The organism is Streptomyces sp. V4I8 (assembly GCF_041261225.1).
In the GTDB taxonomy this organism is placed as follows: Bacteria; Actinomycetota; Actinomycetes; order Streptomycetales; family Streptomycetaceae; genus Streptomyces.
Genome location: NZ_JBGCCN010000001.1, coordinates 3,110,733 through 3,123,352 on the forward strand (window position 1 = coordinate 3,110,733; position 12,620 = coordinate 3,123,352).

Genomic DNA, 12,620 nt, shown 5'->3' on the forward strand with positions numbered 1-12,620 from the left:
GGGGCATGGTGATCGACGGGGGCCTCGCTATCAAGGTCGAGACGGAGAACTGGCAGACGCATGCGCGAATTTCCGCGGAGCGGCTGCGGGAGCTGGTGGAGCGGATCGGGGGTGCCGGCGACCGCTTTCTGATCGTCCAGCGGATACCGGACCTCCCTGATGTGTTCGCGCAGGTGTGGCACGAGGACGGTGGGAGCTTCCGGCTGGAGCACCGGGTCGGGGAGGAAGGGTTCTACGGCACGGATCTCGGCGATGGCGGGCAGGTGGCCGATCTGGTGGTCGGCTGGGCGCGGCAGGACGTCGGCTGGGACTCGGGCGTGGTGTGGGAGGCGGTCGACCTGGGGCCTCGGGACGCTGTGCCCGAGTTGCCGGACGACGTGCGGGAGAAGGTCGAGGAGCGCGTCCGGGCCCGGTTGCGTTGTGGGTACGACAGTCGGAGAGTGCTCGTCGAGATCGCCGAGGAGTGGTTGGCCGAGGGGGACGAGCGGCCGGTGTCCACGGCGCAGGCGCGGCAGTTGGTGGACCGGCTGTGGATGGAGCGGCTCGCCGAGCAGGAGGCGTGGGAGGGCGTCACCGATCCGGAGCGGCTCAGCGAGGCCTTTCGGGCGCTGGGCGCGAGTGGCATCACCGCCCGGGAGAACTTCGCTTGCTGCCGGGGATGTGGGATGGCGGAGATCGGCGGGGAGGGGGAGGACGCGCGTGGGTTCGTCTTCTTTCATCAGCAGGTGACGGAGCATGCCGCGGATGGCCATGGGCTCGCCCTGTACTACGGCGGGTTCGACGGGGTCGAGGAGACGACCGCCGGGGTGGGGCGGGAGGTCGTCGCCGCGCTGAGTGGGGTGGGGCTGTCCACGGAGTGGGACGGGTCGCCGGGGAAGTCGATCACTGTCGTGCCGTTGGACTGGCGGAAACGCCTGGAGGGGTGAGGCACGCGACATCGGCTTCGGGTCGAAGAAGCGTCCGAGCAGTGAGAGGAGGCTCCTCTCCGTGGGCGGTGTCTGCTTCAATGGGGACATGGCCAGCTTCCAGAAGTACTCCGCGACAGGTCGCCATGACCTCGAGCCCTTCTGGCCTTCCCGTCAGCACCACGACTTCGACCGGGTGTGTTGCCGCGCGTGAACGCGCGGGCCCTGTAAAGCCGTAACCTCCCGGCCTTCGGCCAGCGCGCAACGACGTACGTCTCCCAACGGACCTCTCGCGCGAAAAGAGCTGACCTCTCATGGCGACCACTCGTTCTCTCTCCACCGCCCCCACGCTCAACGCCCCGGCCGGTGCACGGCATCATCTGCGCGCCGTGGACCGGGACGAGGTGATCGACGTCGCGGACCTCCTGCCGCCGGGTGCCACCTGGCTGCCCGCTCCCCCGCACTCCCTGCCCACGCTGCCGGGGCAGCCGCCGATGATCGGCTACCTGGTGCTCGTCCCGGCCGACCAGCAGCCTCCGGTCGCGGCGCCCGTCGCCGGCGATCCGCTCGTCAGCGTCGACAGCGTGCGGCGCACCGCCGCCGTCGACGGGCGTGAACTCGACCTCACCTACCTGGAGTTCGAGCTGCTCGCCCATCTGGTGGCCCACCCGCATCGGGTGCACACCCGCGACCAGCTGGTCACCACGGTGTGGGGCTACGGGCATGTGGGGGACGGCCGTACCGTCGACGTCCACATCGCCCGGCTGCGCCGCAAGCTGGGCGCCGAGCACCGGGACACCATCCGGACCGTGCGGCGGGTGGGGTACAAGTACACCCCGCCGGTCGGGCGCTGACCCGCCGTCCAGGGGTGCGCCGCTCCTCCCCCGTTGTGTTGACGGTCTTCTGCTGACGGCAGAGTCCTGTTCCGTCCCGACCCGGCACGGGGCAGAGTCGGCGGTATGAGGCTTCTGATGCTGGGTGGTACGGAGTTCGCGGGGCGGGCCGTCGTGGAGGCGGCCCTCGGGCGCGGCTGGGACGTGACCGTCTTCCACCGGGGGCGGCACGAGGCCCCGAAGGGTGTTCGGTCACTGCTCGGTGACCGCACCGCGCCCGACGGACTCGCCGCCCTCGCGGAGGGCGAGTGGGACGCCGTCGTCGACACCTGGTCGGCGGCGCCCCGCGCGGTGCGGGACACGGCGCGGCTGCTGCGGGGCCGCGCCGGGCGCTATGCGTATGTGTCGAGCTGCTCGGTGTACGCGTGGGCACCGCCCACGGGGTACGGCGAGGACGCGCCGCTGGTCGAGGGCGCCGAGGCCGGTGCGGACCACACCGATTACCTGCGGGACAAGCGGGGTGGCGAGCTGGCCGCCGTCGAGGAGTTCGGGGCGGAGAACTCCGTTCTCGTGCGGGCCGGGCTGCTCCTCGGCCCGTACGAGAACGTCGGCAGGCTGCCGTGGTGGCTGACGCGGATCGCCCGTGGCGGGCCGGTGCTGGCCCCGGGGCCACGGGACCTTCCGCTCCAGTACGCCGACGGCCGTGATCTCGCGGAGTGGACGCTGGGGGCGGTGGAGCGGGAGTTGAGCGGGCCGTACAACCTGATGAGCCCGCAGGGTCACGCCACCATGGGCACCTTGCTCGACGCCTGTGTCGCCACGGTCGGCGGTACGGCCGAACTCCGGTGGACCGAGCCCGAGGTGATCCTCGACGCGGGGATCGAACCGTGGACGCAGCTGCCGGTGTGGGTGCCGCCGGGCAGCGACATGCACGACGCCCTGCACAGCGCGGACGTGTCCCGGGCCCTGGCGACCGGACTGCGCTGCCGCCCCGTCGAGGAGACCGTCGCCGACACCTGGCGGTGGCTCCAGGACATCGGCCGTACGGCGCCCATGCGGCCGGACCGGAGCGCGAAGGGCCTGGACCCGGAGGTGGAGGCGAAGGTCCTCGCGGGCCTGGGGGGTGTACCTGACACCACCTCCTGATCGGGGGCCCCGCCCCAGTGACCCGCCCCCGCGCCCTCGGCAAGACTGACGCCATGACCAATGACACGAAAAGCGGCCGGAGTTCGAGAGCGCGGGGCATGGGGGTCGCGGCGCTGCGCGGGCTGGGGCTGGCCCTGATCTCGCTGCCGGGGTCCGTGCTCTGCTTCGTCCTCTCCCTCGTGTCCATCGCGCTGATCCCCGTCGGCGTCGGCCTTGTCACGACGCCCTGGGTGCTGACTGGGGTGCGGGCGTACGCCGACTGGCGGCGGGTGCTCGCCGCCGAGTGGGGCGGGGTGCGGATTCCGCCGGCGTACCGGCCGTTGCCGTCGCCCTGGGTCGCCAACCCGTGGACGCGCACCTTCTGGATGCTGCGCGACCCGGCGACCTGGCGGGACCTGCGCTGGCTGCCGGTGGATATGACGGCCGGATTCGTGACCGCGCTGCTGCCGGCCGTGCTGCTGTTCTATCCGCTGGAGGGGTTCGTGATAGCCGCCGGGCTGTGGCGGGTCTTCACGGACGCGGGCGGCGGCACGTACTGGTACGGCTTCGTGCCGATCACCGGGCAGGCGTCCGCGCTCGCCGCCGGTGCCCTGGGCCTCGTCCTCCTCTTCTTCGCCCACTTCCTCACCGCACGCCTGCTCCAGGTCCACTTCCGGCTCACCCAGGCAGTCCTCGCCTCCAGCCAGGGCCAACTCGCCGAGCGCGTACGGGTGTTGACCGAGACGCGGCGGGACGCCGTGGACACCTCCGCCGCCGAACTGCGCCGTATCGAGCGGGACCTGCACGACGGGGCGCAGGCGCGGCTGGTGGCGATGGGCATGGACCTCGGGACCATCGAGATGCTGCTCGACAAGGATCCGGAGAAGGCGAAGCAGCTCGTCGCGCAGGCCCGCCGGTCCTCCGTCGACGCGCTCGCCGAACTGCGCGACCTGGTGCGCGGCATCCACCCGCCCGTGCTCGCCGAGCGGGGACTGGGCGACGCCGTAAGGGCGTTGGCGCTGCGGCTGCCGATCGCGACCGAGGTGAACGTGGAGCTGCCCGGGCGTGCGGAGGCGCCCGTGGAGTCGGCGGCGTATTTCGCGGTCAGCGAGGTGCTCACCAACGCCGTCAAGCACGCGGGCGCCGACCGGATCTGGATCGACCTGCATCACGTGCACGAGGGCGCCACCGGCATGCTGCGCGTCACCGTCACCGACAACGGCACGGGCGGTGCGGTGATCGGGGCGGGGTCGGGCCTCGCCGGAGTCGAGCGGCGACTGGGTACATTCGACGGCGTCCTGGCCGTCAGCAGTCCCGTGGGCGGCCCCACCATGGTCACCATGGAGATTCCTTGCGCGTTGTCCTAGCCGAAGACCTGTTCCTGCTGCGTGACGGACTCGTCCGGCTTCTGGAGGCCTACGACTTCGAGATCGCGGCGGCCGTGGAGACCGGCCCCGAGCTGGCCCGCGCGCTGGCCGAGCTGGAGCCTGACGTCGCCGTCGTCGACGTACGCCTGCCGCCGACGCACACCGACGAGGGACTGCAGTGCGCGCTGGAGGCCCGCCGGAGGAAGCCCGGGCTGCCGGTGCTGGTGCTGTCGCAGCACGTGGAGCAGCTGTACGCGCGGGAGTTGCTCGCCGACGGCAGTGGCGGGGTGGGGTATCTGCTGAAGGACCGGGTCTTCGACGCGGACCAGTTCGTGGACGCCGTTCGGCGGGTCGCGGCGGGCGGTACGGCGATGGACCCGCAGGTGATCCAGCAGCTGCTGACCCGGCGCGCCGCCGGCGACCAGCCGCTGGCACGGCTGACGCCCCGCGAGACGGAGGTCCTGGAGCTGATGGCGCAGGGGCGGACGAACGCGGCGATCGCCGAGCGGCTGGTCGTCACGGAACGGGCGATCGCCAAGCATACCGCCAATATCTTCGCCAAACTGGGCCTGGAGGTGTCGGACGACGACAACCGTCGCGTGCTGGCGGTTCTCGCGTATCTCGACCACGGCCGGTGAAAACGGACCCGGCCATTCACCCGTCGTGCGGGATCAACAACTCCCGGTGTTTCCGGGGCTGTTGAGCACACAGCGTTCTCACGAATCTCTCAACAATTTCCGGGACGGCTGAACACCCCTGGGACGCGCTCCGTATGAATGGGAGCCGCTTCACTCCTGTCGGGCGCCCTCGATGCCCCGAAAAAGGAAGTCAGAGGAGTTCCATGGGACGCAACACAAGAAAACGCCGGACGCCGCTGGCCACCAAGGCCATAGCCGCATCGGCAGCCCTAGCGCTCGGTGGGGGCGGGCTTGTATGGGCCAACTTCTATGCTTCGGCACACGAGGACAACTCTGGTTACAACCAGACGAAGTCCACGAACGCCCAGGTCGCGACGATCAACTGCCCTGATGTCGGCCAGAAGCTGACGAAGGTGCCGAAGAGCGCGCGCAAGGGCGTCGCCAAGGAGCTGGCGCTGCTGGACAGGCAGGTCACGGATGCCTACAAGCGTCTCGCCGAGACGCGGCAGGCCCAGGCGGGGGACGCGAACTACGTCAACAACGCCATCCTCGGCCCGCTGAAGTCCAAGCGCGTGGCCACGCTCGACCGGATCGGCATCAACATCAACCGGGCAGGCGGCCAGCGACCGCAGAACCTGGACCAGCTCGCCCAGTGCCAGGGCGTCCCGGCCGAGCAGCCGGAGACCAACGACGGCCAGCAGGGCGGGGACCAGAACCAGGACGGTCAGGACCAGAACAACGACGGCCAGAACAACGACGGTCAGGACCAGGGCGGCCAGGACGGCGGCGGACAGGACCAGGGCGGCAACGGCGGTCAGGGCGGCAACGGTCCGAACGCGGACGACTTCGTGGACATCACGCAGGTCCAGGGCAACGCACAGCTGGGCGTCGGCGCGAACGGCCTCCCCGCGAACGGGGACAGCGGTTCGACCGGCAGCTTCACCACGAACTGCGGCACCAACGAGAACGAGAACCGCAACTCGGACAACGTGATCGTCGCTCCCGGTGTCAGCAACGGTGCGCAGCACCAGCACGACTACGTCGGCAACCAGGCCAACAACGCTTTCGCGAGCGACCAGGACCTGGCGAACGGCGACACCACCTGCCAGAACCAGGGTGACAGGTCGTCGTACTTCTGGCCGGTGCTGCGGGTGCAGGACGGTCAGAACGACATCGACGCGAACGCCCCGGGTGGCGGTCAGGACGGCAACGTCGGCACGATCGTCCAGCCCAGCGAGGCACAGCTGAAGTTCGTCGGCAACAAGACGAGCGATGTCGTCGCGATGCCGCAGGCCCTGCGCATCATCACCGGTGACGCCAAGTCCTTCGTGAACGGCAACAACAACGCCAACGCGAACTGGAGCTGCACCGGCTTCGAGGACCAGGTCCAGCTGCACGACAAGCTCCCGATCTGCCCCGAGGGCAGCTCCGTGGTGCGGACGTCGAACTTCCAGAGCTGCTGGGACGGTCAGAACATCGACAGCGCCAACCACCGCACGCACGTGGCGTTCGTCCAGGGCGACGGGACCTGCGCCAACGGCTTCCAGGCGATCCCCCAGCTCCAGGTCCGTCTGGTCTACGACGTTCAGGCCCCGCAGATCCAGAACGGACAGGTCCAGAACGCCTTCGCGGTGGACTCCTTCCCGGACCAGCTGCACAAGGCGATCACCGACCACAACGACTTCATCAACTTCTTCGACGAGAACACGATGAACGAGATGGTCCAGTGCATCAACAGCGGGCAGGACTGCCAGTAGCAGTCTGAACCGGTAACGGAAGCCGGCGGTGGGATCTCCTCCCACCGCCGGCTTTCGTCCGTCCCGGATATCCGCGGCCCGGATATCCGCGGTCAGCCGTGGTGGCTGCCGCTGTTGTGACTGCCTCCGGGATTCATGTGCGCGGAGCCTTCCTCCATGGTTCCGCCCAGCTTGCTCTGCAGCGTGGTGACCGTCTTCTCCTGGCCGACGGCGACCCATTTGCGGCCGACGAGGTAATAGCCGCCGTAGTCCTTCGCACCGCTCAGCCACTCGGCCTGGCCGCGGTCGGTGGCGAAGGTTGCGAGGATGTACTTCTCCTTGCCGCTCTCGCAGATGGCCTGGCGGATCTCGTCGGCGTCGGTCTGCATGTTCGGGTCGCACTTCGCCTCGGCGGCCAGGTGCTCCAGACTGCCGGTGGCGGTCTCGGGCACCGCCGCCTGCTCGTCGCCGCCGGATCCGCAGCCTGCCAGCGCGAACACCGCCGCGACACCAGCCGCCACGAGCATCGGTCGGGTCACCTTCATGTCTTCCTCCCTGAGGGGCCTCCCGGTGGATACGGCTCCCGCGCGCGGAGCGCTCAAAATACCGCTGCCGTTGTTCGCCCTCCCGTGCGAGAGTGACGCGATGAACCAGGACTGGGAAGATCGTGTGACCGCCGCGTGGTCGACGTTCGACACCTACGCGGAGCAGGACGCGTCCGACTTCCGTGCCGTCATCGACGCACTCGTCGCCGAACTGCCGGACGACAGCCCGCTGGGCCCTTTCGAGCAGGCCTGCGCCTGGGACTCGACCGGCCACTCGGACAAGGCGGTGCCGCTGTACCGGGAGGCGCTGGCGCGCGGGCTCGGCGACGTGAGCGGCTACAAGGGGCGGCGGGCCAAGATCCAGCTGTCCAGCTCGCTCCGGAACGTGGGACAGGCGGAGGAGGGCGTCAAGCTGCTGACGCCCGAACTTGACGCGCCGTCCGACGAGCTGGATGACGCGGTACGGGCGACGCTGGCGCTGTGTCTTTCGAGCCTCGGGCGTGATCGGGAGGGGTTGTCGCTGGTGCTGGGGGCGCTCGCGCCGCATTTGCCGCGGTATCAGCGCTCCATGGCGAATTACGCGCGGGCGCTGGTGAGTACGCCGTAGGAACTGCCGGGACCGGGTGTTCCGGCGTCTGCGGGCGCGTCGTGGCGGTCGCGTCCACGCGGCGGTAGCCGCACGTCGATACAGCCCCGCGCCCCTTTGGGGCGCTTTCGCCGAGCCATGTGGACTGTGACCTACTGACCATTCGCTCGTTCTGCTGAACGTGCAGTCACAGGATGTCGCCCCGCGCCCCGCACCCGCCTCGGCCGATGCGGTCGTCGATGTCGAGCGGGCCGAGGCCGCGCTCGTCGAGCACTACCCGCGTCTGGTCCGGCTCGCCTACCTGGTGCTGCCGCCGAGCCTCGGCCGCAACCGGCGCGTGGTGACCGCGCACTCCCTCACCCAGCGTGCGCTGCCCCGGGGCCGGGCGGCGTCGGCGCCCGCGATCCCGGCCCAGTCGACCGGCCGCGAGGGCGACCCGGGGTACGCGTTTCTCCGGTTGCGGGTCCTGAGTACGGCGCTGGAGGCGGGCCTGCCGCTGCGCCGCCTGGCCTGGCCCAAGCGTTCCCAGCTGCCGCCCCTGCTGCCCCAGGTCTGGGGCCTGCGCCTCTTCCCCCGGTCGGGCGGCGCCGACGAACTCGCCCTGGACCAGAGGTTGTCGGCGCTGTCCGGCCCGGCGCGGGCCGCCTACGTCCTGCGCGGGCTGGAGAAGCTCCCGGACGGCGAGGTACGCGACGTCCTGACGGCGGCCGGCGTCGAGGACGTGGACGACGCGCTGGAGGAGGCCGACACCGTTCCGGCGCAGCAGGCGCTGCTCGACTCCCCCGAGTTCGACCCGTGCTCGCTCCAGGCCCGGCCCACCGACCTGATGCGGCGCAGGCAGCACACGAAGGCCGCGCTGGCCGCCGGGGCCGCCCTCCTCGTGTGCGGGGCGCTGCTCGGTCTGCCCGGTGAGGACTGGGGCCCCGACGGTCCCGCCGCGCCCTCGTACGCGCAGAACCCGGCGGCCGAGGCGGCCCTGGATCCGGCCCAGTTGACGAAGGTCCCCGCCCTGGCCTGGCAGTCCTCCGCCCGTACCGACTTCTCCGTGTGGCCGGCGCGCGGCGACCTCACCGACGACTCGGCCCTGCTGCGCCGCGCGCTCGCCGTGTGGGCCCGCCCCGGCGAGAAGGTCACGGTCTCCGCGACGCCCGGCACCCCGGCGGGCGGCCCGTCCGGCGCGCCGCAGCTGCTGTACGCGGGGCTCATCGACAACGCGCGCGTGGTGCTCCTCTACGACGGTCTGCGCATCGCCCGCTACGCCGAGCCGAAGGACGGCACGGCCGGTGCCGCCCTGGACTTCTCCCGGGTCGACAACGCGACCAGGGCGGAGGCGAGCGCGGTGGTGCTGAGCCGGGCCGACGGCAACGTCCGCTATCTGATGGCGCCCTGGGTGAAGACGGCGGCCGAGCGGGACCTGCTGAAGCCGGACGCCGGGGCGATGGACCTCACCGTGACCGACGGGGTCACCTCGCCGCTGGCGAGCCCCGGCGCCCAGCAGGCCGGCGCGTGTTCGTCGTGGAACGCCCTCCAGGTGACCGACAGCACCGGCGTCCGGCTGCTGACCGACCTCGCCGAGCTGGTCCCGGCCCGGCTCACCACCGGCCGCCCCGGGGAGACCAGGGACGTGTCCGGCACGCACGCGCTGCACACCTGGGCGCCGTACTCCTGCTGGCTGGGCGCGATGCGGTCGGCGGGGGTGCGCACGGTCAACGCCTGGGCGTATGCCCAGCAGACGCTCCCCGACCACACCGGCGCGGCGGACTGGGTGTGCACGCGCGCCGAGACCTGGCGGGGTGGCGGCGAGCGGGTGCTGGCCCAGTTCCGGACGCCGGGCGCGACCCACGCGACGGTGGCGGCGAAGGCGCAGAACGTGCCGGCGTGCGGAACGCGCGATCCGCATGTGCTGGCGGGGGTGTTGTGGAAGGCGCAGAAGGGCGGCTGGTACCTGCTGGCGGCGGGCGCCCGGGACACGGAGTCGATCCGGGCCTCGGGCGGGGTGCGCGGTACCTCCCGGGGCAGTCTGCTGGCCGTGCGGACGGAGCAGGGCGTACAGGCCGACCTGAAGGGCACGTTGGAGAGCGGACGCTCGATCGACGGGCTTCACTGAGGTCCCCCGCCGGTCTCAAGCCTTGCTGACGTGAATGTAAACAAGAGCCTGCACAAGGGTTCACCGCGGACCTACCCGTCAGTACATTGACGCCATGTCTAATACGCAGGACCGGATACCCCTCAAAGCCCGCAAGGTGTCCTTCTCCTGGGACGACACCCCGCTGCACTGGGTGCCCGGCGACCCGTTCACCACGCACACCATCAATGTGCTGCATCTGCTCCTGCCCGCGGGCGAGCGGTGGTTCGTGCACGTCTACAAGCAGGTGCTGCCGTACATCCGGGACGAGCGGCTCCGCGAGGACGTCATCGGGTTCATCGGGCAGGAGGCGATGCACTCACAGGCCCACGACGAGGTGCTGCCGCATCTGCGGGAGCAGGGGCTCGACCCGACGCCGTACACCGCGCAGGTCGACTGGCTCTTCGAGAAGCTGCTCGGCGACCGCACCCTGCCACCGGGCCGCGCGCGCCGCTGGTGGCTGATGGAGCGGGTGGCGATCATCGCGGCCATCGAGCACTACACCGCCTTCCTCGGCGACTGGGTGCTCAACGCCGAGGAACTGGACCGCCGCGGGGCCGACCCGACCATGCTGGACCTGCTGCGCTGGCACGGCGCCGAGGAGGTCGAGCACCGGTCGGTCGCGTTCGACCTGTTCATGCATGTCGACGGCGACTACCGGCGGCGGGTGCGGACCTGGGCGACCGCGTTCACCGCCCTGGTCTTCCTGTGGCAGCGCGGGGCGCGCTTCTTCATGGAGAACGACCCGACGCTCGTCGACGGCCGGGCCTCCTTCAAGGACTTCTACGTCCGGGGCAGGCGGGGCACGCTCCCGACGACCGGGGACATGCTCAAGTCGGTCCCCCGCTATCTGAGCCGTGCGTACCACCCCTCGCAGGAGGGTTCCACCGCGCAGGCCGTCGCCTATCTGGCCTCCTCCCCCGCCGCGCTGGCCGCCGAGACCGCCGAGAAGTCCGCGAAGGGTGCCGCCTGATGCCGAAGCTCCGTACCCTCGCCGTCGTCGCCGGTACCGCCCTGCTGGCCCGGCGGGCGATGCGGCGCCGGATCCAGGTCTCGCCGCTGTGGCCGATGCCCGCGCTGGAGGAACCGGTCTCCGGGCGGCCCCGGTCGCGGGCGCTGCGTCTGCTGGTCGCCTCGCGGGAGGAGGTCGCCGAGGGGGTCGTACGACTACGACTGGAGGGGCACGACCTGCCGCGCTGGGAGCCCGGCGCGCATCTCGACCTCGTGCTGCCGTCGGGGCTGGTGCGGCAGTACTCCCTGTGCGGCGACCCGGAGGACACCTCGTCGTACACCGTCGCGACCAGGCTGGTCCCGGACGGGCGGGGCGGCTCGCGCGAGGTGCACGAGCAGGTGCGGGAGGGGATGGAGCTGGAGGTGCGGGGTCCCCGGAACCGTTTCCCGCTCGTCGCGGCCGGGTCGTACGTCTTCGTCGCGGGCGGGATCGGGATCACGCCCGTCCTGCCGATGCTGCGGGCGCTGCCCGACGGCGTGGAGTGGCGGCTGCTGTACTGCGGGCGCGACCGTGCCTCGATGCCGTTCCTGGAGGAGGTCGAGAAGCTGGGCGGGACGGGGAGGGTGACCGTCGTGGAGGGGGTGCCCGATCTCGGCGCACACCTCGCGGACGTGCCGGCGGACGCCGCCGTCTACTGCTGCGGGCCGGAGGGGCTGATGGCCGCCGTCGAGGAGCGGTTCCCCCGGGTGCGCCTGGAGCGGTTCACTCCCCGCGCCTCGGCGGGCGGCGCCTTCGAGGTCGAACTCCGGCGCAGCGGGCGGACGTTGACCGTCCCCGCCGACTCGACCGTACTGGCCGCCGTACGAGCGGAGTTGCCCGACACCGCCTACTCCTGTGAGCAGGGCTTCTGCGGGACCTGCCAACAGCGGGTGCTGGAGGGCGAGGTGGATCACCGGGACGAGTTGCTGACCGACGCGGAGCGGGCGGACTCGATGCTGATCTGTGTGTCGCGAGCGCGAGGTGATCGACTCGTACTGGATCTATGAACGTCCATGACCGGTCCGGTCCGTTCGGGGCCGGATTCGATCGGTAGGGTGTTCGCATGACTACCGGGGTACGCCGAAGAATGGGAGTCGAGGAGCGACGGCAGCAGTTGATCGGCGTCGCCCTCGAACTGTTCAGCCAGCGCTCGCCCGACGACGTCTCCATCGACGAGATAGCGTCGGCGGCGGGCATCTCACGACCGCTGGTCTACCACTACTTCCCCGGCAAACTCAGCCTGTACGAAGCCGCGTTGAAGCGCGCCTCGGACGAACTGGCGGGCCGCTTCATCGAGCCGCACGAGGGGCCGCTGGGGGCACGGCTGCTGCGGGTGATGCGGCGGTTCTTCGACTTCGTGGACGACCACGGCCCCGGTTTCTCGGCGCTGATGCGGGGCGGCCCGGCCGTCGGCTCGACGGCGACGAACGCCCTCATCGACTCCGTACGGCAGGCCGCGTATGTCCAGATCCTTTCGCATCTGGACGTGACGAACCCGCCCGCGCGGCTGGAGCTGGTGGTCCGCTCCTGGATCTCGCTCGCCGAGTCGACGGCCCTGATCTGGCTGGACGGCCGGCGCATCCCGCGCGGCGAGCTGGAGGTACAACTCGTGCACGACTTCGCCGCGCTGGCCGCCGTCAGCGCCGCCTATGACGAGGAGATGGGCGCGCTGCTGCGCGGCATGCTCAAGGACGAGCCGGCAGACGGCCCGTTCAGCGAGCTGGCCGGCCGGCTGATCTCGCTGGCGTCCTAGGGCACGATCCGCCGGA

The 12,620-nt window shown here is 70.9% G+C and carries 12 protein-coding genes; 11 read left to right on the plus strand and 1 reads right to left on the minus strand.

Going from position 1 to position 12,620, the window contains the following annotated elements; translation table 11 throughout:
• The first annotated feature begins 5 nt into the window (after positions 1–5).
• The 6 genes from ABIE67_RS14135 (at position 6) to ABIE67_RS14160 (ending at position 6,625) form a co-directional block, all read left to right on the plus strand.
• Positions 6–926 (plus strand): hypothetical protein, encoded by a 921-nt coding sequence (locus ABIE67_RS14135; protein WP_370256842.1) that lies wholly within the window; start codon positions 6–8, stop codon positions 924–926.
• A 293-nt stretch (positions 927–1,219) separates the two neighbouring features.
• Entirely contained in the window at positions 1,220–1,759 is a 540-nt protein-coding gene (locus tag ABIE67_RS14140) for a winged helix-turn-helix domain-containing protein (protein WP_370256843.1), read from the plus strand.
• A 105-nt stretch (positions 1,760–1,864) separates the two neighbouring features.
• Positions 1,865–2,884 carry an NAD-dependent epimerase/dehydratase family protein gene (locus tag ABIE67_RS14145; RefSeq protein WP_370256844.1) on the plus strand — a complete coding sequence of 340 codons (1,020 nt, stop codon included), beginning with the start codon at positions 1,865–1,867 and terminating at the stop codon, positions 2,882–2,884.
• A gap of 53 nt (positions 2,885–2,937) precedes the next feature.
• Positions 2,938–4,230 (plus strand): sensor histidine kinase, encoded by a 1,293-nt coding sequence (locus ABIE67_RS14150; RefSeq protein WP_370256845.1) that lies wholly within the window; start codon positions 2,938–2,940, stop codon positions 4,228–4,230.
• A complete protein-coding gene (locus ABIE67_RS14155; RefSeq protein WP_370256846.1) occupies positions 4,215–4,868 on the plus strand; it encodes a response regulator in 654 nt (217 codons plus the stop codon). Before ABIE67_RS14150 ends, ABIE67_RS14155 begins: the two co-directional genes overlap by 16 nt.
• Positions 4,869–5,071: 203 nt before the next feature.
• The gene (locus tag ABIE67_RS14160; RefSeq protein ID WP_370256847.1) at positions 5,072–6,625 is read left to right on the plus strand and encodes a DUF1996 domain-containing protein; all 1,554 of its coding nucleotides are present in this window, start codon (positions 5,072–5,074) and stop codon (positions 6,623–6,625) included.
• 92 nt (positions 6,626–6,717) lie between these two features.
• On the opposite strand, the gene ABIE67_RS14165 is transcribed toward ABIE67_RS14160, so the two are convergent.
• Positions 6,718–7,149 carry a hypothetical protein gene (locus tag ABIE67_RS14165; protein WP_370256848.1) on the minus strand — a complete coding sequence of 144 codons (432 nt, stop codon included), beginning with the start codon at positions 7,147–7,149 and terminating at the stop codon, positions 6,718–6,720.
• A gap of 100 nt (positions 7,150–7,249) precedes the next feature.
• Here ABIE67_RS14165 and ABIE67_RS14170 point away from each other — a divergent pair, with 100 nt between their 5' ends.
• The 5 genes from ABIE67_RS14170 (at position 7,250) to ABIE67_RS14190 (ending at position 12,604) form a co-directional block, all read left to right on the plus strand.
• Entirely contained in the window at positions 7,250–7,756 is a 507-nt protein-coding gene (locus ABIE67_RS14170) for a tetratricopeptide repeat protein (protein WP_370256849.1), read from the plus strand.
• 160 nt (positions 7,757–7,916) lie between these two features.
• Entirely contained in the window at positions 7,917–9,842 is a 1,926-nt protein-coding gene (locus ABIE67_RS14175; protein WP_370256850.1) for a hypothetical protein, read from the plus strand.
• Between the two features lie 94 nt (positions 9,843–9,936).
• Positions 9,937–10,833: a metal-dependent hydrolase gene (locus ABIE67_RS14180; RefSeq protein ID WP_370256851.1), complete on the plus strand. Its 897-nt coding sequence runs from the start codon at positions 9,937–9,939 to the stop codon at positions 10,831–10,833.
• A complete protein-coding gene (locus ABIE67_RS14185) occupies positions 10,833–11,858 on the plus strand; it encodes a 2Fe-2S iron-sulfur cluster-binding protein (protein WP_370256852.1) in 1,026 nt (341 codons plus the stop codon). Before ABIE67_RS14180 ends, ABIE67_RS14185 begins: the two co-directional genes overlap by 1 nt.
• Positions 11,859–11,914: 56 nt before the next feature.
• Positions 11,915–12,604 (plus strand): TetR/AcrR family transcriptional regulator, encoded by a 690-nt coding sequence (locus tag ABIE67_RS14190; protein ID WP_370256853.1) that lies wholly within the window; start codon positions 11,915–11,917, stop codon positions 12,602–12,604.
• Positions 12,605–12,620 lie beyond the last annotated feature (16 nt).

Bases quoted from the DNA above. Each gene is read 5' to 3' on its own strand.
- ABIE67_RS14170 (WP_370256849.1), top strand. From the start codon at position 7,250: ATGAACCAGGACTGGGAAGATCGTGTGACCGCCGCGTGGTCGACGTTC.
- ABIE67_RS14150 (WP_370256845.1), top strand. From the start codon at position 2,938: ATGACCAATGACACGAAAAGCGGCCGGAGTTCGAGAGCGCGGGGCATG.
- ABIE67_RS14140 (WP_370256843.1), top strand. From the start codon at position 1,220: ATGGCGACCACTCGTTCTCTCTCCACCGCCCCCACGCTCAACGCCCCG.
- ABIE67_RS14160 (WP_370256847.1), top strand. From the start codon at position 5,072: ATGGGACGCAACACAAGAAAACGCCGGACGCCGCTGGCCACCAAGGCC.
- ABIE67_RS14135 (WP_370256842.1), top strand. From the start codon at position 6: ATGGTGATCGACGGGGGCCTCGCTATCAAGGTCGAGACGGAGAACTGG.
- ABIE67_RS14165 (WP_370256848.1), bottom strand. From the start codon at position 7,149: ATGAAGGTGACCCGACCGATGCTCGTGGCGGCTGGTGTCGCGGCGGTG.
- ABIE67_RS14180 (WP_370256851.1), top strand. From the start codon at position 9,937: ATGTCTAATACGCAGGACCGGATACCCCTCAAAGCCCGCAAGGTGTCC.
- ABIE67_RS14145 (WP_370256844.1), top strand. From the start codon at position 1,865: ATGAGGCTTCTGATGCTGGGTGGTACGGAGTTCGCGGGGCGGGCCGTC.
- ABIE67_RS14185 (WP_370256852.1), top strand. From the start codon at position 10,833: ATGCCGAAGCTCCGTACCCTCGCCGTCGTCGCCGGTACCGCCCTGCTG.
- ABIE67_RS14190 (WP_370256853.1), top strand. From the start codon at position 11,915: ATGACTACCGGGGTACGCCGAAGAATGGGAGTCGAGGAGCGACGGCAG.